The sequence below is a fragment of the Enhydrobacter aerosaccus genome (assembly GCF_900167455.1).
GTDB lineage: Bacteria > Pseudomonadota > Alphaproteobacteria > Reyranellales > Reyranellaceae > Reyranella > Reyranella aerosaccus.
Genome location: NZ_FUWJ01000006.1, coordinates 1 through 19,083 on the forward strand (window position 1 = coordinate 1; position 19,083 = coordinate 19,083).

Here is a 19,083-nt window from a genome sequence, read left to right on the forward strand (position 1 = left end):
CATGACGAAGGCGAAGTTTGAGCGGAACAAGCCGCACTGCAACATCGGCACGATTGGGCATGTGGACCATGGGAAGACGTCGCTGACGGCGGCGATCACGAAGGTGTTGGCGAAGACGGGCGGCGCGACGTTCACGGCCTACGACCAGATCGACAAGGCGCCTGAGGAGCGTGAGCGGGGGATCACGATCTCGACGGCGCACGTTGAGTACGAGACGACGAACCGTCACTACGCGCACGTGGATTGCCCGGGTCACGCGGACTACGTGAAGAACATGATCACGGGCGCGGCGCAGATGGACGGAGCGATCCTGGTGGTATCAGCGGCGGACGGTCCGATGCCGCAGACGCGGGAGCACATCCTGCTGGCGCGCCAGGTTGGCGTTCCGGCGCTGGTCGTGTTCATGAACAAGTGCGACATGGTGGACGATCCGGAGCTGTTGGACCTGGTCGAGCTTGAGGTTCGCGAGCTTCTGAAGAGCTACCAGTTCCCGGGCGACGACATTCCGGTGATCCGGGGTTCGGCGCTGATGGCGCTTGAGGACAAGAACCCGGAGTTGGGCGAGCAGGCGGTGCTGAAGCTGATGGCGGAGGTTGACCGCTACATTCCGCAGCCGACGCGCGACAAGGACAAGCCGTTCCTGATGCCGATCGAGGACGTGTTCTCGATCTCGGGCCGCGGCACGGTGGTGACGGGCCGCGTGGAGCGTGGCGTTGTGAAGGTTGGCGAGGAAGTCGAGATCGTCGGCCTGAAGGCGACGACGAAGACGACGGTGACGGGTGTGGAGATGTTCCGCAAGCTGCTGGACAGCGGCGAGGCGGGCGACAACATCGGGGCGCTGCTGCGCGGCGTTGGCCGTGAGGACGTGGAGCGCGGTCAGGTCCTGGCGAAGCCGGGCTCGATCACGCCGCACACGAACTTCGAGGCCGAGGCGTACATCCTGACGAAGGAAGAGGGCGGCCGTCACACGCCGTTCTTCACGAACTACCGTCCGCAGTTCTACTTCCGCACGACCGACGTGACGGGGGTGGTGACGCTGCCGGCGGGGACGGAGATGGTGATGCCGGGCGACAATGCCCGCATGGTGGTGGAGCTGATCCAGCCGATCGCCATGGACGAGGGCCTGCGCTTCGCCATCCGCGAGGGCGGACGCACCGTCGGCGCCGGCGTCGTAACCAAAATCGTCAAGTAACTGAACCGGCGCGGCAAGCGAGAAGATCATGGAAAGCACCAATATCCGCATCCGGCTCAAGGCCTTCGATCATCGCGTGCTCGACACGTCGACGAGCGAGATCGTCAGCACCGCGAAGCGGACGGGCGCACAGGTGCGGGGACCGATCCCCCTGCCGACGCGCATCGAGCGCTTCACGGTCAACCGTTCGCCGCACATCGACAAGAAGTCGCGTGAGCAGTTTGAAGTGCGCACGCACAAGCGCGTGCTCGATATCGTCGATCCGACGCCGCAGACGGTGGACGCGCTGATGAAGCTCGACCTCGCCTCCGGCGTGGACGTCGAGATCAAGCTCGGCGCCTAAGGGATAGGGAAGAGGATCAGGACCATGCGTTGCGGTCTCGTCGCCCAGAAGGTCGGCATGACCCGCGTCTTCAACGACGCCGGGGAACATGTGCCCGTCACCGTTCTGAAGGTGGATCAGCTGCAGGTTGTCGCTGTCCGCTCGGAAGAGAAGGACAAGTACACGGCCGTGCAGCTCGGCTACGGCAAGGCCAAGGTCAAGAACGTGACGCAGCCGATGCGCGGTCACTTCGCCAAGGCCAAGGTCGAGCCGAAGAAGAAGCTCGTCGAATTCCGCGTCGCCAAGGACGCGGTGCTCGAGGTGGGCGCGGAACTGGTGCCGAGCCACTTCGTTCCGGGCCAGTTCGTCGACGTGGTTGGAACCACGATCGGCCGCGGCTTCACAGGCTCGATGGTGCGCTGGAACTTCGGCGGTCTCGAGGCCAGCCACGGCGTGTCGGTGTCGCATCGTAGCCACGGTTCGACTGGTAACCGCCAGGATCCCGGCCGCACCTTCCCCGGCAAGAAGATGGCCGGCCATTACGGCGCCGAGCGGGTGACCACGCAGAACCTCAAGGTCGTCGCCGCCGACGACGAGAAGGGTCTGCTCTTGGTTGCCGGCGCCGTCCCCGGCCCGGCTGGTGGCTACATCATCGTCAAGGACGCCTCCAAGCGCGCCCGTCCCAAGGATGCCCCATATCCGGCAGGCCTGCGCAAGGCTGCCGCTCCGGCATCCGAGGCGCCGGCAGCCGACGCGGCTCCGCAGGCTTAAGGATCAGGTCATGAAGATCGCGGTCAAAACCATCGAGGGCGGCAGCGCCGGCGAAATCGATCTCGCCGACGCCGTGTTCGCCGCTCCTGTCCGACAGGACATCCTGCAGCGTTGCGTGGTGTGGCAGCTCGCCCGTCGGCAGCAGGGCACCCACAAGAGCAAGGGGCGCTCCGAAGTCACGGCGACGGCCAAGAAGATGTATGCCCAGAAGGGCACCGGTCGCGCCCGCCACGGCAACGAGGCCGCTCCGCAGTTCCGCGGCGGCGGCAAGGCCTTCGGGCCGGTCGTGCGCAGCCATGCCAGCGACCTGCCGAAGAAGGTGCGCAAGCTCGCGCTACGGACGGCGCTGTCGGCCAAGGCGGCGGAAGGCAAGCTGATCGTCGTCGACAACGCCACGCTGGCGGAGCCCAAGACGGCCAAGCTCAAGGGGCACTTCGGCAAGCTCGGTGTCTCGAGCGTGCTGGTCATCGCCGGTGCCGAGGTCGACACCAACTTTGCCCGCGCGGCTGCCAACATCGCTCATGTCGATGTGCTGCCGCAGCAGGGTGCGAACGTTTACGACATCCTGCGGCGCGACACGCTCGTGCTGACCAAGGATGCGGTCAAGCATCTCGAGGAGCGCCTGCAATGAGCGCCAAGATCAACCCGGTATCACGCGCGCGCATGTACGAAGTGATCCGCGCGCCGCTCATCACCGAGAAGACCACCAATGGTTCGGAGCACAACCAGGTGACCTTCCGGGTCGCGATGGACGCCACCAAGCCCGAGATCAAGCAGGCTGTCGAAGGCCTGTTCAAGGTCAAGGTGAAGGCCATCAACACCGTCACGGTGAAGGGCAAGAGCAAGTTGTTCAAAGGCCGTCCGGGCCTGCGGAGCGATTGGAAGAAAGCCATCGTTTCTCTGGTCGAGGGTCACAAGATCGACGTGACCACGGGCCTGTAGGACGGGAGAAGAGGCAATGGCACTCAAGAGTTTCAAGCCGATCACGCCGTCGCTGCGGCAGCTGGTCATCGTCAGCCGGGAGGGCCTGTGGAAGGGCAAACCCGTCAAGGCGCTGACTCAGGGCAAGGCAGGGTCCGGCGGTCGTAACAACCACGGCCACATCACGGCGCACCATCGCGGTGGCGGACACAAGCGCCGCCTGCGCATCGTCGATTTCAAGCGTCGGAAGTTCGATGTCGCGGCGACGGTCGAGCGTCTGGAGTACGACCCCAATCGGTCGGCGTTCATCGCGCTCGTCAAGTACACCGACGGTGAGCTCGCCTATATCCTGGCGCCGCAGCGCCTGAAGGCCGGCGACCAGGTGATGTCGGGCGAGCGCGTCGACATCAAGCCCGGCAATGCCATGCCGCTTGCCAACATGCCGGTCGGAACGATCGTGCATAACGTCGAGCTGAAGCGCGGCCGAGGTGGGCAGATCGCCCGCTCGGCGGGCACCTATGCCCAGCTGGTCGGCAAGGATGCCGGCTACGCTCAGATCAAGTTGAACTCGGGTGAGCTGCGTCTGGTGCCGGGCGAGTGCCTGGCGACCGTCGGGGCGGTCAGCAATCCCGATAACCAGAACACGGTGGCCGGCAAGGCCGGTCGTCTGCGCTGGCTGGGTTTCCGCCCGGTCGTCCGCGGCGTGGCGATGAACCCGGTCGACCATCCGCACGGCGGTGGTGAAGGCAAGACCTCGGGCGGTCGCCATCCGGTGACGCCTTGGGGCAAGCCCACCAAGGGCAAGAAGACTCGCAAGAACAAGGCGACGGACAAGTTCATCATCCGCCGCCGTCACGCGACGCGCTAGGAGATAGGCAGTGGCACGTTCCGTATGGAAAGGCCCCTTCGTTGAGGGCAGCCTGATCAAGAAGGCCGAAAAAGCGCGCCAGAGCGTGCGCAGCGAGGTGATCAAGACCTGGTCGCGTCGTTCCACCATCCTGCCGCAGTTCGTCGGTCTGACGTTCGGCGTCTACAACGGCAAGAAGTTCATCCCGGTGAACGTCTCCGAGGAGATGGTCGGGCACAAGCTGGGCGAGTTCTCGCCGACCCGGACCTTCACCGGTCACGCGGGCGACAAGAAGGTCTCAAAGGAGTAAGGCGCGATGAGCAAACCATCCGCTCCCCGCCGTGAGGCGGACAACGAGGCCAAGGCCGTGCTGCGCACCGTTCGCGTCAGCCCGCGCAAGCTCGACCTCGTGGCTGCCACAATTCGCGGCAAGAAGGCCTCGTCGGCCGTCAACGAGCTGACCTTCTCCAAGAAGCGCATCGCGCAGGACGTGAAGAAGGCGCTGAACTCGGCCATCGCCAATGCCGAGAACAATCACAATCTCGACGTCGACCGCTTGATCGTGGCCGAGGCGTCGGTGGGCAAGGGCCTCGTCATGAAGCGTTTCCAGACCCGCGGCCGTGGCCGCGCGGCCGGGATCAAGAAGCCGTTCAGCCACCTCACGATCGTGGTGCGCGAGCGGCCCGAGGCGGAGGACAAGTAATGGGTCAGAAGGTCAATCCGATCGGCCTGCGTCTCGGGATCAACCGGACCTGGGACTCGCGCTGGTACGCCGAAGGCGGCGAATACTCGACGATGCTCCACGAGGACATCAACATCCGCAAGGTGCTGCGCGAGCGGCTGGCCCAGGCGGGTGTCGCCAAGATCGTCATCGAGCGTCCGGCCAAGCGCGCCCGTGTCACGATTCACACTGCCCGTCCGGGCGTCGTGATCGGCAAGAAGGGCGCTGACATCGAGAAGCTGCGCGGCGATCTCGCCAAGATGACCAAGGGCGAAGTGGCCCTCAACATCGTCGAGATCCGCAAGCCCGAGATCGATGCGACGTTGATCGCCGAGAACATCGCCCAGCAGCTCGAGCGCCGCGTGGCGTTCCGGCGGGCGATGAAGCGGGCGGTGCAGTCGGCCATGCGCCTGGGCGCGCAGGGCATCCGCATCAACTGCTCGGGCCGTCTGGGTGGCGCCGAAATCGCCCGCATGGAGTGGTACCGTGAAGGTCGCGTGCCGCTGCATACGCTGCGTGCCGACATCGACTACGGCACCGCGACCGCCTTCACTACCTTCGGAACCTGCGGCGTGAAGGTGTGGGTGTTCAAGGGTGAGATCATGGCGCACGACCCGATGGCGCACGACAAGCGCGCGGAAGAAGCCGCGCCGCAACGGACGCCGGCGCGAATCGATCGCCCCGAGCAGAGGGACGCGTAAGGCATCATGCTGCAACCGAAGCGCACCAAGTACCGCAAGGCCTTCAAGGGCCGCATCCATGGCGCTGCCAAGGGCGGTTTCAACCTCGACTTCGGCTCGTTCGGGCTGAAGGCGATGGAGCCGGATCGCCTGACCGCGCGCCAGATCGAGGCCGCCCGCCGCGCCATCACGCGTCACATGAAGCGTGCCGGCCGCGTGTGGATCCGGGTGTTCCCGGACGTGCCCGTGTCGAAGAAGCCGGCTGAAGTCCGCATGGGCTCCGGCAAGGGCGCACCCGAGTTCTGGGCCGCGCGCGTGAAGCCTGGCCGCGTCCTGTTCGAACTGGACGGCGTGCCTGTGACGGTCGCCAAGGAAGCCCTGGCGCTCGCTGCTGCCAAGCTGCCGATCAAGACGCGGTTCGTCAGCCGCGTCGGCGCCGAGGGTTGAGGGAGAAAGCCATGAAGGCCACCGATCTGCGTCCCAAGACCGTTGATCAGCTCAAGGAAGAGCTGGGTAACCTGCGCAAGGAAGCGTTCAACCTGCGCTTCCAGAAGGCGGGTGGCCAGCTCGGCAAGACCGGCCGCGTGCGCCAGGTCCGCCGCGACATCGCCCGCATCAAGACGGTGCTGGGCGAGAAGTCCGCGGGTTAAGGAGTCGTAAATGCCGAAGCGAATTCTCGAAGGCGTCGTCGTCAGCGACAAGATGGACAAGACCATCGTCGTGAAGGTCGAGCGGCGCGTTCAGCATCCGATCTACAAGAAGTTCATCCGCCGGTCGAAGAAGTACCACGCGCATGACGAGACCAATGCCTTCAAGGGCAAGGTTGGCGAAAGCGTGCGTATTCGCGAGTGCCGGCCGCTGTCCAAGACCAAGAGCTGGGAAGTTCTGGTCGAAGGCGCGAAGGCTTAAAGCCGAGGGCAGGCAGACATGATCCAGATGCGTACCAATCTCGAGGTCGCCGACAATTCCGGCGCCCGGCGAGTCCAGTGCATCAAGGTGCTGGGCGGCTCGCGCCGCAAATATGCCAGCGTCGGCGATGTCATCGTGGTGTCGGTGAAGGACGCCATTCCACGCGGTCGCGTGAAGAAGGGCGAGGTTCATCGCGCGGTGGTGGTGCGGACGTCGTTCGCGCTGCGGCGCGCCGACGGCAGCGCCATCCGCTTCGATCGCAACGCCGCCGTGCTGATCAGCAAGCAGGACGAGCCGATCGGGACCCGTATCTTCGGACCGGTCACGCGCGAACTGCGGGCCAAGAAGTTCATGAAGATCATCTCGCTCGCCCCGGAGGTGCTCTGAGGCCATGACTAACAAGCTCAAGATCCGCAAGGGCGACCGGGTGAAGGTCATCACCGGCCGCAGCAAGGGCAAGATTGGCGACGTGCTGCGCGTGCTTCCAGCCGAACAGCGTGTCGTGGTGTCTGGCGTGAACGTCATCAAGCGCCATACCAAGCCGGGCCGCACCGACGCCGGTGGCATCATCGAACGCGAGGCCGCGATCCACGTCTCGAACGTGGCCCTGCTGGATCCCAAGTCCGACAAGCCGACCAAGGTCGGCTTCAAGTTCCTCGAAGACGGCCGGAAAGTGCGCATTGCGCGCGCCTCCGGTGAAACAATCGACCGCTAGGAGAACGGGCCATGCCCGCGCGACTGCAAGAACACTACTCGAAGACCGTTCGAGAGGCGCTGATCAAGGAGTTCTCCTACAAGAACCCCTTGGAAGTGCCGAAGCTCGAGAAGATCGTGATCAACATGGGTGTCGGCGAGGCGGTCAATGACCGCAAGGCCGTCGATGGCGCCGTGGCCGACCTGACGGCGATTACCGGCCAGAAGCCGGTGATCACCAAGTCGCGCAAGTCGATCGCGACCTTCAAGCTGCGCGAGGGCATGGCGATCGGCGCCAAGGTCACCCTGCGGCGGGATCGCATGTACGAGTTCATCGACCGACTGGTGAACATCGCTCTGCCGCGCGTCCGCGACTTCCGCGGCCTCAACGGCAGGTCTTTCGATGGCAATGGCAACTACGCCATGGGCCTGAAGGAGCAGATCGTGTTCCCGGAAATCGACTACGACAAGGTCGACCAGGTGCGCGGCATGGACATCATCATCTGCACGTCGGCGAAGACGGACGCGGAAGCCAAGGCGCTTCTCCGCGGCTTCGACTTCCCGTTCGTGAACTGAGGCCGGAGACAGACATGGCCAAGACGAGTTCAGTCGAGAAGAACAAGCGGCGCACCAAGATGGCGAAGCAGTACGCTGCCAAGCGCGCCAAGCTGAAGGCGATGGCGGTGGACAACACGCTGACGCCGGAAGAGCGCTTCGGAGCGCGGCTCAAGCTTGCCGAGCTGCCGCGCAACTCTTCTCCGACGCGCATCCGCAATCGATGCGAACTTACGGGGCGTCCACGCGCCGTATATCGCAAATTCAAGCTGTCGCGCCTGGCGCTGCGTCAGCTGGCCTCGCTGGGCGCACTGCCCGGCGTGGTGAAGTCGAGCTGGTAACCGGGGACCGTAGACCATGGCGATAACAGATCCCGTCGGTGATTTGCTGACCCGCATCCGCAACGGCCAGGCCGCGCGCCTTGACAGCGTGACCGTGCCGGCCTCGCGCATGCGGTCGAGTGTTCTCGATGTGCTCCAGCGTGAAGGTTACATCCGCGGCTGGTTCGAGGAAGAGATGCGTCCGGGAATCAAGGAGATCCGGATCGAGCTCAAGTATGACAACGGCCGTCCGGTCATCAAGGACATCCGCCGCGTGTCGACCCCGGGCCGTCGCGTCTATTCGAAGATCCGCGAGTTGCCGCGCCATTTCAACGGTCTCGGCATCTCGATCCTGTCCACGCCGCGCGGCGTCATGTCCGACGCCGAGGCGCGCGCCGCCAATGTCGGTGGCGAAGTTCTCTGCAAGGTGTTCTGACCATGTCGCGCGTCGGCAAGAATCCCGTTCCCATTCCAAGCGGCGTCACCGTCGATCTCCAGGGCCAGGCCCTGAAGGTCAAGGGCAAGCGCGGCGAGCTGTCGCTCGTGGTGCATGACGACGTCGAGGTGACCAAGACCGCCGAGGGCCTGTCCTTCAAGCCGCGCGGCGAGAGCCGCCGCGCCCGCATGCAGTGGGGCACCGCCCGCAATCTCGCCCGCAACATGGTGCGCGGCGTGTCGGACGGCTTCACCATCAACCTCGAGATCAACGGCGTCGGCTATCGCGCCCAGGCGGATGCCAAGAACCTGAAGCTGCAGCTCGGGTTCAGCCACGACGTCGAGGTTCCCATTCCGGCCGGTATCCAGATCAAGGCGGTGAAGCCGACCGAGATCGAAATCACCGGCTCGGATCGTCAGAAGGTCGGTCAGCTGGCGGCGGAGATTCGCAGCCTGCGTCCGCCCGAGCCCTACAAGGGCAAGGGCATCAAGTACTCGACCGAGACGATCCGGCGCAAAGAAGGCAAGAAGAAGTAAGGCGATCCATCATGGCCGATACCAAAGCTCTCTTCGCCCGTCGCCAGCGGCGCACGCGTCACGCGTTGCGCCAGGCCGCCGGCGGGCGCCCGCGGTTGAGCGTGTTCCGCTCGGGCAAGCACATCTACGCGCAGGTCATCGACGATCGGAAGGGCGCGACGCTTGCCGCCGCCTCGTCCCTGGACGAGGGCCTGAAGGGCAAGATCAAGACCGGTGCCGACAAGGCGGCCGCTGCCGAGGTCGGCAAGCTGATCGCCGAGCGCGCCATCGCGGCCGGCGTCAAGGAAGTCGTGTTCGACCGCGGCGGATACATGTTTCACGGCCGCGTCGCTGCGCTGGCCAATGCCGCCCGCGAGGGCGGTCTGTCGTTCTGATCGGGAGTTAGCACAATGGCTCGTTCACCCGGTGGTTCCGGCCGTCCCCCGCGCGAGCGCGAACGGGGCCGCGATCGCGACCGCGACGAGGAAAATGAACTGACCGACAAGCTGGTCACCATCAATCGCGTGGCCAAGGTCGTGAAGGGCGGTCGCCGCTTCGCGTTCGCCGCCATCGTGGTGGTGGGCGACCAGCGCGGCCGCGTCGGTCATGGCGCCGGCAAGGCGCGCGAAGTGCCGGAAGCGATCCGCAAGGCGACGGAAGCCGCCAAGCGCGCGCTGATCCGGGTGCCGCTACGCGACGGTCGCACGCTGCATCATGATGTGCGCGGCCGTTTCGGCGCGGGCAAGGTGACGCTGCGGGCAGCTCCGGCCGGTACTGGCATCATCGCCGGCGGTCCGATGCGCGCCATCTTCGAGACGCTGGGCATCAAGGACATCGTCGCCAAGTCGGTCGGCACGTCCAACCCGCACAACATGATCAAGGCGACCTTCGCCGCACTGGTTCAGCTCAACTCGCCGCGCATGGTGGCGAACCGCCGCGGCAAGAAGGTGGGCGAGCTGCTGGGCCGTCGCGATGGCGAGCAGCCGGCTGAAGCGACCGCCGCCTGAGGAGTATGACCATGTCCGACGGCAAGAAGATCAAGGTGACCCAGACCGGCAGCCATATCGGCCGCACGGACGATCAGCGCGCGACGCTGATCGGGCTGGGACTGAACAAGCGTCACCGCAGCAACGTCCTCGAGGACACGCCTTCGGTACGCGGCATGATCAACAAGGTGCGCCATCTGGTGCATGTCGAAGAGGAAGCGCGCTGAGCCGAGGAGCTCCGGCGCGGAGGGCAAGAACATGAAGCTGAACGAGATCGCCGACAACGAAGGCGCCCGCAAGGGCCGCATGCGGGTGGGCCGGGGTATCGGCTCGGGCAAGGGCAAGACCGCCGGTCGCGGCGTCAAGGGCCAGAAGTCCCGTACCGGCGTCGCCATCAAGGGCTTCGAAGGCGGTCAGATGCCGCTGCATCGTCGCATCCCCAAGCGCGGGTTCCGTCCGCCGCACCAGAAGGTGTGGCAGGTGGTGAACCTCGGCGCGCTGCAGAAGGCGATCGACGACAAGAAATTGGACGCCGGTCAGGTGATCGACGCCGCCGCCATGCAGGCCGCCGGCCTGTTCAAGACCGTCGGCGACGGCGTCCGGCTGCTGGGCAAGGGCGACATCACGTCCAAGATCGAAGTGAAGGTCGCAGGCGCCTCGGCGTCGGCGATCGCCGCGGTCGAAAAGGCCGGCGGCAAGGTCGAACTGCCGCCGAAGCCTGTCGCCGAGGCGGCCTAAGCCCGACGGTGTATCGGGGGAGGTGCGAAATCTCCCCGCTAACGTCGTCGTACACGCGTGAGGGTCCATGGCATCCGCCGCCGAGCAACTCGCAGCCAATCTGAACTGGGGCGCGATCGGTAAGGCGACCGAGCTGAAGAAGCGCCTGTGGTTCACCATCGGCGCGCTTATCGTCTTCCGCATCGGCGCTTACATTCCCGTGCCGGGTGTCGATCCGGCGGCCCTGGCCGAGATTTTCCACCGCAATGCCGGCGGCATCGCCGGCATGCTGGACGTGTTCTCGGGCGGCTCGATCGGACGCATGTCCATCCTGGCGCTGTCGATCATGCCGTATATCTCGGCCTCCATCATCATGCAGATCCTGACGACGGTCGTGCCGTCGCTGGAGGCGCTGAAGAAGGAGGGCGAGGCCGGCCGCAAGAAGATCAACCAGTACACCCGCTACGGCACTGTGTTCCTGGCCGCGTTCCAGGCCTACGGCATCGCCGTTGGCTTGGAGGGGCAGAGCGCCTCGGCCGGGCCGGTGGTGCACGATCCTGGCCTGTTCTTCCGCTTCGTGACGACTGTCACCCTGGTGGGTGGCACGTTGCTGCTGATGTGGATCGGCGAACAGATCACCGCGCGCGGCGTCGGCAACGGCGTGTCGCTGATCATCTTCGCCGGCATTGTTGCGGCTCTGCCGAATGCCCTGGTGCAGACTCTCGAGTTGGGACGCACCGGCGCGCTTTCGGCGCTGTTCATCATCGCCCTTGCGGTGGGCATCGTGGTGGTCGTCGCGGTCGTCGTCTTCATGGAGACGGCACAAAGGCGCATCGTGGTGCAATATCCAAAGCGCCAGGTGGGCAACCGCATGTATGGCGGTGAGGCCTCGCATCTGCCGCTCAAGATCAACACGTCGGGCGTGATCCCGCCGATCTTCGCGTCCTCGCTGCTGCTCTTCCCGGCGACCATCGCCTCGTTCCAGGGCAATACCGGCGAGCCGGGCATTGCGCAGTGGATCGCCACCTATCTGGCCCACGGCCAGCCGCTGTACCTGGTGATGTATGTCGCGCTGATCGTGTTCTTCTGCTTCTTCTACACGACGGTCGTGTTCAATCCGACCGACACGGCCGAGAACCTGAAGAAGAACGGCGGCTTCGTGCCGGGTATCCGGCCAGGCAAGAACACGGCCGACTATCTGGAGTATATCCTCAACCGGCTGACCGTGATCGGTGCGCTCTATCTCTCGGCGGTGTGCATCCTGCCGGAACTGCTGATCGCACGCGGCGGCGTTCCGTTCTATTTCGGCGGCACCAGCCTCCTGATCGTGGTCTCGGTGACGCTCGATACAGTGACCCAGATCCAGGCGCATCTGCTGGCGCATCAATATGAGGGCCTCATCAAGAAGGCCCGGCTTAGGGGCAAGGGACGCTAAAGGCGATGAATATCATTCTTCTCGGACCGCCGGGTGCCGGCAAGGGCACCCAGGCACAGCGGCTCCAGGGCGATCTCGGTATGGTGCAGCTCTCGACGGGGGACATGCTGCGCGCTGCGGTCGCGTCGGGCAGCGAGCTCGGCAAGAAGGCCAAGGACATCATGGACAAGGGCCAGCTGGTGCCCGACGAGGTGATGGTCGGCCTGATCGAGGATCGCATCGAGAAGCCGGACTGCGCCAAGGGCTTCATCCTGGACGGCTTCCCGCGCACGGAAGCCCAGGCCGAGGCTCTGGACAAGATGTTGGCGAAGTCGGGCAAGACGCTCGACCGCGTCATCGAGATGGAAGTGGACGAAAAGGCGCTGACCGAACGCGTGGTCGGCCGATTTACCTGCGCCAAGTGCGGCGCGGGTTATCATGACAAGTTCAAGCGGCCGAAGGTCGACAGTATCTGCGACGTCTGCGGGTCGAAGGAGTTCACCCGCCGCAAGGACGATAATGCAGAGACCATGAAGACCCGGATGGCCGCCTACCGGGCTCAGACGGAGCCCCTGTTGCCCTACTACAGCACCCGGAAGGTGCTGCGGAAGGTCGATGGGATGGCGTCCATGGATGAGGTGTACCGTCAGATCCGCGCCGTATTGGCGGGGGCTTGACAAGTTGAAGGTCCGTTGACTCAGGGGCGCCGATACATATAATCGCGCGCTTTTCCGGGGCCAGCGGAACGTCGTACGGGCGCGCCTGAGCGCGCCGTAAGTCATTGAAGGAGTTAGAACTTTGGCTCGTATAGCCGGCGTGAACATTCCGACCGCCAAGCGGGTGGTGGTTGGGCTGCAATACATCCACGGGATTGGCCAGGCGAAAGCCAAGGAAATCCTGGGGAAAGTGGGGATCGACGAGTCGCGGCGCGTCAACACGCTGACCGACGACGAAGTCATCCGTATCCGCGAGACCATCGACCGCGACTACACGGTCGAGGGCGACCTGCGGCGTGAAGTGGCGATGAACATCAAGCGCCTGATGGATCTCGCCTGCTATCGCGGCCTGCGGCATCGCCGCGGCCTGCCGGTCCACGGCCAGCGCACGCATACCAATGCGCGCACCCGCAAGGGTCCGGCCAAGCCGATCGCCGGCAAGAAGAAAGTCACGAAGTAACCCGAGGAGATCCGGATCATGGCCAAGCCTGCTGCCGCCGCTACGGGTGGCGCCGCCACCGGCGCACGTCCTCGCCGCAAGGAGCGCAAGAACATCATCTCGGGCGTCGCGCACGTGAACGCGTCGTTCAACAACACGATCGTCACCATCACCGACGCCCAGGGCAACACCATTGCGTGGTCGTCGTCAGGTCAGCAGGGCTTCAAGGGCTCGCGCAAGTCGACGCCGTTCGCCGCTCAGATGGCCGCCGAGAATGCCGGCCGCAAGGCGATGGAACACGGTATGCGGACGCTCGAGATCGAAGTGCGTGGCCCGGGTTCGGGACGTGAATCGGCGCTGCGGGCGCTGCAGGCTGTCGGTCTCGCCGTCACCGCGATCCGCGACGTGACGCCGATCCCGCACAATGGCTGCCGTCCGCCCAAGCGTCGTCGCGTCTGAGTTCGAGTAGCGGCGCATTCAATTCGCGTCGCGCTCTTTTTGCATGTGTCGCGGCTCCGCCAGGAGCCCCGTGAACCAACCGGTCTAGAGAGGTAGCCCTCGTGCTTCAGAAGAACTGGCAAGATCTCATCAAGCCGGAGAAGCTTGTCACCGAAGCGGGCGTCGATCCGAGTCGCGTGGCGACGATCGTCGCCGAGCCGCTCGAGCGCGGCTTCGGTCTCACGCTTGGCAACGCGCTGCGCCGCGTGTTGCTGTCCTCACTCCAGGGTGCGGCTGTGACGTCGATCAAGATCGACAACGTGCTGCACGAGTTCTCCTCGATTCCCGGCGTCCGAGAGGACGTGGTGGACGTCGTGCTGAACATCAAGGCCATGGCGGTGAAGATGCAGGGCGACCGTCCGCAGCGGCTGTATCTGCGCGCGGTCGGGCCGGGCGAAGTCACTGCCGGCATGATCGAGTTGCCGGGCGATGTGCAGATCATGGATCCCAAGCATCTGATCTGCACGCTCGACGATGGCGCCTCGATCTCGATGGAACTCACGGTCGCGACCGGCAAGGGCTATATCCCGGCCTCCGCCAATCGCGCCGAGGATGCGCCGATCGGCGTGATTCCGATCGATTCGGTGTTCAGCCCGGTCAAGCGCGTCTCGTACAAGATCGAGAATAGCCGCGTCGGTCAGGTCACCGACTATGACAAGCTGTCGATGACGGTCGAGACCAACGGCACGACGGCGCCAGCCGATGCCGTCGCGCTCGCGGCCCGCATCCTGCAGGATCAACTGCAGCTCTTCATCAATTTCGAGGAGCCGCGCGAAGTCCGCAAGGAAGAGGCGGAAGATACCTTCCCGTTCAACCGCAACCTGCTGCGGAAGGTCGACGAACTCGAGCTGTCGGTCCGCTCGGCCAACTGCCTGAAGAACGACAACATCATCTACATCGGCGATCTGGTTCAGAAGACCGAGGCGGAGATGCTGCGGACGCCGAACTTCGGCCGCAAGTCGCTGAACGAGATCAAGGAAGTTCTGGCCGGTATGGGCCTGCACCTGGGCATGGAAATCCCGGGCTGGCCGCCGGACAACATCGAGGAAATGGCGAAGCGGCTGGAAGAGCCGTACTAAGCCGGTAAGGGGACTTAAGTCATGCGTCACGGAAATCGCGGGCGGAAATTCCACCGCACGGCAGAGCATCGCAAGGCGATGTTCATGAATCTGGCCGGTGCTCTCATCAAGCACGAGCAGATCACGACCACGCTGCACAAGGCGAAGGACCTGCGTCCGATCGTCGAGAAGCTGGTCACGCTCGGCAAGCGGGGCGGCCTCCATGCGCGCCGCCAGGCGATCGGCTTCCTGCGCGATCCCTACGTCGCCGACAAGCTCTTCACGACGCTGGGCCCGCGCTATGCCAAGCGCAACGGCGGCTACCTGCGCGTCCTCAAGGCGGGCTTCCGCTTCGGCGACGCTGCCCCGATGGCGGTGATCGAGTTCGTCGAGCGCGACACCGCTGCCAAGGGCCAGGATTCGGGCCCGTCGGCGGAGACGGAGCAGAAGGAAGCGGCGTAAGCCTCTGCCTCAAGGCTCGGAATTGCGAAAACGCCCGGTGGCAACTCCGGGCGTTTTCTTTTGCTCATTCTGGCGTTGCGAGGCGAGCGGCGCTCGCTGGCGCTTGGATCGTGTCAGGCCCAGTCCTGCACGCTTGCCCCGTTCACGACCGGAATAGGGATGCGGCCGTCCCTGGCTTAGGCTGGGCGCCATGGCGAGGTATGATGGCGCTCCAGCTCGATTCTATGGTTACCACGAGGTAACGCTTAAATTTCCATTTATTAAATGGAAAGCGGCCCCGGATACGGTCTCAGAACTGCTCCTCCTTGAGGGCGTAGACGGTGCGACCGGCGGCCTTGAGCGGCCCGAGCTGGGCCAGCGCGGGCGGCAGGATCACATCGACATAGAAGCGGGCCGTAACCAGCTTGGCTTCCAGGAAGGTGGGATCGCCATCGCGGCTGGCGAGCTTGCGCTGCGCCACCAAGGCGCCCTTGGCGAGCAGCCATCCGCCGAGGGCGGTACCGGCCAGCCGCAGGAAGGGCACCGAGCCCGCCAGCGCGGCCACCAGTTCTGCCTTCACCGATTGCGCCACCCAGCGGGTGGCCTCTTCCAGCGCATCGGCCGCGGCAACGAGCCCGCTGCGGATCGCTGCCAGATCGTCGCCTGGCGCCGCCCCGAGTTCATCGGCCAGCGCCCGCATTTCCGCCACGAGTGCCAGCATGGTCTCACCGCCGTCCTTGGCGATCTTGCGACCGACCAGATCCCGCGCCTGGATGCCATTCGTGCCTTCGTAGATCGGCAGGATCCGCGCATCGCGCAGGTGCTGGGCGGCGCCGGTCTCCTCGATGAAGCCCATGCCGCCGTGGATCTGCACGCCCGTCGAGGCGATCTCGTTGCCGAGATCGGTGAACCAGGCCTTCACGATCGGGATCAGCAGATCGACGCGGTCCTGGATCTTGCGCGCGGCTTCCTTGTCGGGATGCTTGGCGGCGCCGTCGATGCCGGCCGCGGTGTAATAGCCCAGAGCGCGCATGGCCTCGATCTGCGACCTCATGGTCATCAACATGCGGCGCACATCGGGATGATGCACGATCGCGACGGGTTTCGGATCGGCACTGCCATCGTCCTTGGACTGGACGCGCGCGCGAGCGAAGGCGGCTGCCTGCTGATATGCCCGCTCGGCGATTGCCAGCCCCTGGATGCCGACGGAGAGGCGGGCGTTGTTCATCATCGTGAACATGTAGGAGAGGCCACGTCCTTCCTCGCCGACCAGGTAGCCGACGGCGCCGCCATCGTCGCCGTAGGACATGACGCAGGTCGGGCTGGCGTGAATGCCGAGCTTGTGCTCGAGCGAGACGCAACGCAGGTCGTTGCGGCGGCCCAGCGTGCCATCGGCACCCACCAGGAATTTTGGCACGATGAACAGGGAGATGCCGCGCACGCCGGCCGGCGCGTTCGGTGTACGCGCCAGCACGAGATGCACGATGTTCTCGGTCATGTCGTGCTCGCCGTAGGTGATGAAGATCTTCTGGCCGGTGACGAGGTAGTGGTCGTCCTTCTTCACCGCCCGAGTCTTGAGCTGCCCGAGGTCGGAGCCTGCCTGCGGTTCGGTCAGATTCATCGTCCCGGTCCATTCCCCCGAGATCATCTTGGGCAGGTACGTGGCCTTCTGTTCGGCCGAGCCGTGATGATGGATGGCATCGATGGCGCCCTGGTTGAGGAGCAGCACGAGGCCGAACCCCATATTGGCGGCCTGCCACATCTCCTGCACCGATGCCGCGAGCAGCCATGGCATGCCCTGGCCACCGAACTCCGGATCGAACGGAAGCGAATTCCAGCCGCCTTCCACGAACTCCTTGTAGATGCCGGCGAAGCCCGGCGCCGTGCGTACGACGCCATTCTCCAGCTTGGCACCCACCTTGTCGCCGTCGCGATTGAGTGGCGCGAGGCCGTTGCCGGCGAGCTTGGCGGCCTCTTCAAGGACTGCGTCGATGGTGTCGTCGGTTGCGTGTTCGTAGCCCGGCAGGGCGGCGATCTGGCCAAGGCCGGCGACTTCGCGCAGCGCGAAACGCATATCGTCGAGGGGGGCGGTGTAAGTCATGTGTTGTCCTCCGTTTCGCAATATGGCGCGCTCGGTCGCCTTTGGCGACGGGCTCGGCTATGGTCGCGCCAACATGACCGACACAGTTCTGCTCGCCATCGACGGCCCACGGGCTACCATCACCCTCAACGATCCGGCCAAGCACAATCGGCTCGATACGGCCGGTCTCGGCAAGCTGCGTGAAGCCATCGAGGCCGTCGATGCCCATCCGGATGTGCGGGTCACCGTGCTGACCGGCGCCGGCGAGAAGACCTTCTGCTCAGGCTACGACCTTGGATCGATTCCCTCCGGCAAGTCGGCCCAGCCAACGGAAGGCCGCGACAGTTTCGAGTCGGTCATGGATCGCCTCGAGGCGATGCGCATGCCGACCCTCTGCGCGCTGAATGGCGGCGTCTATGGTGGGGCGACGGATATGGCGCTGGCCTGCGACTTCCGGCTGGGGGTCAAGGGCATGCGCTTCTTCATGCCGGCCGCCCGGTTCGGGCTGCACTACTATCCGAGTGGCGTTCGCCGCTATACCCAAAAAGTCAGTCCGAGCTTTGCCAAGCGGGCCTTCCTGCTGTCGGAGGATTTCACCGACGAGGAGCTGCTGCGCGTGGGCTATCTCGACTGGCTGGTCGACCGCCAGCAGTTCTTGGCCAAACGCGACGAGATCGCAACACGGCTGGCCGGATTGGCGCCGCTGTCGATGATGAACATGAAACGCGCTATCGAGCAGTTTGCCCAGGCTCAGCCGGATATCCCATCGATCCGGGAGGGAATTCGCGCCTGTCAGGGGTCGGAGGATCTCCAGGAAGGGCTGTCGGCCTTGCGCGAGCGCCGTCCGCCCCTCTTCAAGGCTCGCTGACATCGTACAAATTCTGCTATTCGGACGAGCAGAATGTGCAGATCAGCGCTAAAATAGCAAAATGCAGCGTCGTTTGGCGGCCATCGTCCATGCCGATCTCGCCGGTTTCACCCGGATGATGGAAGGCGCGGAGACCAGAACCTTCCGGCACCTCAAGTCCGCGCAGACCGACGTCTGGCGCCCGGCGATTGTTGCCGGCGGTGGGCGGCTCGTGGGAACAGCAGGGGACGCCATGCTGGCCGAGTTTGGCTCGGCGGTCGGCGCGGTCTCGGCCGGCATCGATATCCAGGAGCGCATGGCGCGGTTCAACGACGGGTTGGACGAGAATCAGCGCATGCTGTTCCGCATCGGCATCCACCTCGGTGAGGTGATCGTCGATGAAGAGGACCAGAACATCTTCGGCGACGGCGTCAATCTGGCGGCACGCATCCAGGCCATGGCAGAGCCGGGCGGCATTGCCGTCTCCCGTGCCGTGCGCGACGTGACGGAGCTGCGGATCGACTACACCTTCGTCGATGCAGGCGAGCACAAGCTCAAGAATGTCAGCCGGCCCGTGCACATCTATCACGTGCGCAGCGCAGAGCCGGCCCAGCAAGCCGGGGCGACGGTTTGCCTGTCGTCGAAGACCACGACGAGAATCCTGCCGCAGATCACCCTGCGCTTCGAAGGCGCGAACTCGACCGGCCAGAAATATTCCTTCGACGTCGCACTCGACAAGTTGATGGCGCTGCCGCACGGCATGGTGATCGGACGGTCCGCCGATCAATGCGAGCTGGTCATCCCGCACGCGACCGTTTCGCGCCGACATGCCCGGCTGGCGCTGAAGGGCGATGCGTTGCAGATCGAGGATCTGGGGTCGACGAACGGCACCGCGGTCAATGGCACGCTGGTCGTGGCCAGCGCTCCCGTATCGTTGCAGACGGGCAGCCGCTTGAAGGTCGGCGACGTCGAACTTTCCATCCGGCAGCTCTAGCGGGCGCACGC

General features: G+C 64.8%; 31 protein-coding genes. 30 read left to right on the forward strand and 1 reads right to left on the reverse strand.

Annotated features, from left to right (window positions below; genetic code table 11):
- Position 1 precedes the first annotated feature (1 nt).
- From tuf to rplQ, 28 genes are all read left to right on the forward strand, one after another.
- Positions 2–1,192, forward strand: coding sequence for an elongation factor Tu (gene tuf, locus B5D62_RS20140; RefSeq protein WP_085935461.1), 1,191 nt, complete (start codon positions 2–4; stop codon positions 1,190–1,192).
- A 28-nt stretch (positions 1,193–1,220) separates the two neighbouring features.
- Complete coding sequence (gene rpsJ / locus B5D62_RS20145; protein WP_085935745.1) at positions 1,221–1,535, forward strand: 30S ribosomal protein S10; 315 nt, start codon at positions 1,221–1,223, stop codon at positions 1,533–1,535.
- 24 nt (positions 1,536–1,559) lie between these two features.
- Positions 1,560–2,285, forward strand: coding sequence for a 50S ribosomal protein L3 (rplC, locus tag B5D62_RS20150; protein ID WP_085935746.1), 726 nt, complete (start codon positions 1,560–1,562; stop codon positions 2,283–2,285).
- Between the two features lie 10 nt (positions 2,286–2,295).
- Complete coding sequence (gene rplD, locus B5D62_RS20155) at positions 2,296–2,916, forward strand: 50S ribosomal protein L4 (protein ID WP_085935747.1); 621 nt, start codon at positions 2,296–2,298, stop codon at positions 2,914–2,916.
- Positions 2,913–3,227 (forward strand): 50S ribosomal protein L23, encoded by a 315-nt coding sequence (locus tag B5D62_RS20160; RefSeq protein ID WP_085935748.1) that lies wholly within the window; start codon positions 2,913–2,915, stop codon positions 3,225–3,227. Before rplD ends, B5D62_RS20160 begins: the two co-directional genes overlap by 4 nt.
- A gap of 16 nt (positions 3,228–3,243) precedes the next feature.
- A complete protein-coding gene (gene rplB, locus B5D62_RS20165) occupies positions 3,244–4,074 on the forward strand; it encodes a 50S ribosomal protein L2 (RefSeq protein ID WP_085935749.1) in 831 nt (276 codons plus the stop codon).
- Positions 4,075–4,084: 10 nt separating this feature from the next.
- The gene (gene rpsS, locus B5D62_RS20170) at positions 4,085–4,363 is read left to right on the forward strand and encodes a 30S ribosomal protein S19 (RefSeq protein WP_085935750.1); all 279 of its coding nucleotides are present in this window, start codon (positions 4,085–4,087) and stop codon (positions 4,361–4,363) included.
- Between the two features lie 6 nt (positions 4,364–4,369).
- Positions 4,370–4,756, forward strand: coding sequence for a 50S ribosomal protein L22 (gene rplV, locus B5D62_RS20175; protein ID WP_085935751.1), 387 nt, complete (start codon positions 4,370–4,372; stop codon positions 4,754–4,756).
- Positions 4,756–5,475 (forward strand): 30S ribosomal protein S3, encoded by a 720-nt coding sequence (gene rpsC, locus B5D62_RS20180; RefSeq protein WP_085935752.1) that lies wholly within the window; start codon positions 4,756–4,758, stop codon positions 5,473–5,475. Before rplV ends, rpsC begins: the two co-directional genes overlap by 1 nt.
- Before the next feature lie 6 nt (positions 5,476–5,481).
- Positions 5,482–5,901: a 50S ribosomal protein L16 gene (gene rplP, locus B5D62_RS20185; RefSeq protein WP_085935753.1), complete on the forward strand. Its 420-nt coding sequence runs from the start codon at positions 5,482–5,484 to the stop codon at positions 5,899–5,901.
- A gap of 11 nt (positions 5,902–5,912) precedes the next feature.
- Positions 5,913–6,104 (forward strand): 50S ribosomal protein L29, encoded by a 192-nt coding sequence (rpmC, locus tag B5D62_RS20190; protein ID WP_085935754.1) that lies wholly within the window; start codon positions 5,913–5,915, stop codon positions 6,102–6,104.
- A gap of 10 nt (positions 6,105–6,114) precedes the next feature.
- The gene (rpsQ, locus tag B5D62_RS20195) at positions 6,115–6,363 is read left to right on the forward strand and encodes a 30S ribosomal protein S17 (protein ID WP_085935755.1); all 249 of its coding nucleotides are present in this window, start codon (positions 6,115–6,117) and stop codon (positions 6,361–6,363) included.
- An 18-nt stretch (positions 6,364–6,381) separates the two neighbouring features.
- Positions 6,382–6,750 (forward strand): 50S ribosomal protein L14, encoded by a 369-nt coding sequence (gene rplN, locus B5D62_RS20200; RefSeq protein WP_085935756.1) that lies wholly within the window; start codon positions 6,382–6,384, stop codon positions 6,748–6,750.
- A 4-nt stretch (positions 6,751–6,754) separates the two neighbouring features.
- The gene (gene rplX / locus B5D62_RS20205) at positions 6,755–7,078 is read left to right on the forward strand and encodes a 50S ribosomal protein L24 (RefSeq protein WP_085935757.1); all 324 of its coding nucleotides are present in this window, start codon (positions 6,755–6,757) and stop codon (positions 7,076–7,078) included.
- A gap of 11 nt (positions 7,079–7,089) precedes the next feature.
- A complete protein-coding gene (gene rplE / locus B5D62_RS20210; RefSeq protein ID WP_085935758.1) occupies positions 7,090–7,632 on the forward strand; it encodes a 50S ribosomal protein L5 in 543 nt (180 codons plus the stop codon).
- 14 nt (positions 7,633–7,646) lie between these two features.
- A complete protein-coding gene (rpsN, locus tag B5D62_RS20215) occupies positions 7,647–7,952 on the forward strand; it encodes a 30S ribosomal protein S14 (RefSeq protein WP_085935759.1) in 306 nt (101 codons plus the stop codon).
- Between the two features lie 16 nt (positions 7,953–7,968).
- Positions 7,969–8,367 carry a 30S ribosomal protein S8 gene (gene rpsH, locus B5D62_RS20220; protein ID WP_085935760.1) on the forward strand — a complete coding sequence of 133 codons (399 nt, stop codon included), beginning with the start codon at positions 7,969–7,971 and terminating at the stop codon, positions 8,365–8,367.
- A 2-nt stretch (positions 8,368–8,369) separates the two neighbouring features.
- Positions 8,370–8,903, forward strand: a complete 534-nt coding sequence (gene rplF, locus B5D62_RS20225; protein ID WP_085935761.1) for a 50S ribosomal protein L6 — start codon at positions 8,370–8,372, stop codon at positions 8,901–8,903.
- Positions 8,904–8,914: 11 nt separating this feature from the next.
- Positions 8,915–9,277, forward strand: coding sequence for a 50S ribosomal protein L18 (rplR, locus tag B5D62_RS20230; RefSeq protein ID WP_085935762.1), 363 nt, complete (start codon positions 8,915–8,917; stop codon positions 9,275–9,277).
- 15 nt (positions 9,278–9,292) lie between these two features.
- Positions 9,293–9,889, forward strand: a complete 597-nt coding sequence (gene rpsE, locus B5D62_RS20235) for a 30S ribosomal protein S5 (protein WP_085935763.1) — start codon at positions 9,293–9,295, stop codon at positions 9,887–9,889.
- A 5-nt stretch (positions 9,890–9,894) separates the two neighbouring features.
- A complete protein-coding gene (gene rpmD / locus B5D62_RS20240; protein ID WP_231714881.1) occupies positions 9,895–10,095 on the forward strand; it encodes a 50S ribosomal protein L30 in 201 nt (66 codons plus the stop codon).
- Between the two features lie 31 nt (positions 10,096–10,126).
- On the forward strand, positions 10,127–10,606 hold the full coding sequence (gene rplO, locus B5D62_RS20245) for a 50S ribosomal protein L15 (protein WP_085935765.1): 480 nt from the start codon (positions 10,127–10,129) through the stop codon (positions 10,604–10,606).
- Positions 10,607–10,673: 67 nt separating this feature from the next.
- A complete protein-coding gene (secY, locus tag B5D62_RS20250; protein WP_085935766.1) occupies positions 10,674–12,020 on the forward strand; it encodes a preprotein translocase subunit SecY in 1,347 nt (448 codons plus the stop codon).
- Positions 12,021–12,025: 5 nt separating this feature from the next.
- On the forward strand, positions 12,026–12,676 hold the full coding sequence (locus B5D62_RS20255) for an adenylate kinase (protein WP_085935767.1): 651 nt from the start codon (positions 12,026–12,028) through the stop codon (positions 12,674–12,676).
- A gap of 121 nt (positions 12,677–12,797) precedes the next feature.
- Positions 12,798–13,175 (forward strand): 30S ribosomal protein S13, encoded by a 378-nt coding sequence (gene rpsM / locus B5D62_RS20260; RefSeq protein ID WP_085935768.1) that lies wholly within the window; start codon positions 12,798–12,800, stop codon positions 13,173–13,175.
- 18 nt (positions 13,176–13,193) lie between these two features.
- Positions 13,194–13,613 (forward strand): 30S ribosomal protein S11, encoded by a 420-nt coding sequence (gene rpsK / locus B5D62_RS20265; RefSeq protein WP_085935769.1) that lies wholly within the window; start codon positions 13,194–13,196, stop codon positions 13,611–13,613.
- Between the two features lie 101 nt (positions 13,614–13,714).
- A complete protein-coding gene (locus B5D62_RS20270; protein ID WP_085935770.1) occupies positions 13,715–14,731 on the forward strand; it encodes a DNA-directed RNA polymerase subunit alpha in 1,017 nt (338 codons plus the stop codon).
- A gap of 21 nt (positions 14,732–14,752) precedes the next feature.
- Positions 14,753–15,172, forward strand: coding sequence for a 50S ribosomal protein L17 (gene rplQ, locus B5D62_RS20275; protein ID WP_085935771.1), 420 nt, complete (start codon positions 14,753–14,755; stop codon positions 15,170–15,172).
- Between the two features lie 289 nt (positions 15,173–15,461).
- Here rplQ and B5D62_RS20280 read toward each other — a convergent pair whose 3' ends face one another.
- On the reverse strand, positions 15,462–17,252 hold the full coding sequence (locus B5D62_RS20280) for an acyl-CoA dehydrogenase (RefSeq protein WP_085935772.1): 1,791 nt from the start codon (positions 17,250–17,252) through the stop codon (positions 15,462–15,464).
- Between the two features lie 22 nt (positions 17,253–17,274).
- On the opposite strand from B5D62_RS20280, the gene B5D62_RS20285 reads away from it, so the two are divergent.
- Together B5D62_RS20285 and B5D62_RS20290 are read left to right on the forward strand one after the other, a co-directional pair.
- The gene (locus tag B5D62_RS20285) at positions 17,275–18,099 is read left to right on the forward strand and encodes an enoyl-CoA hydratase/isomerase family protein (RefSeq protein ID WP_170921038.1); all 825 of its coding nucleotides are present in this window, start codon (positions 17,275–17,277) and stop codon (positions 18,097–18,099) included.
- Between the two features lie 61 nt (positions 18,100–18,160).
- Positions 18,161–19,072 (forward strand): adenylate/guanylate cyclase domain-containing protein, encoded by a 912-nt coding sequence (locus B5D62_RS20290; protein WP_085935774.1) that lies wholly within the window; start codon positions 18,161–18,163, stop codon positions 19,070–19,072.
- Positions 19,073–19,083 lie beyond the last annotated feature (11 nt).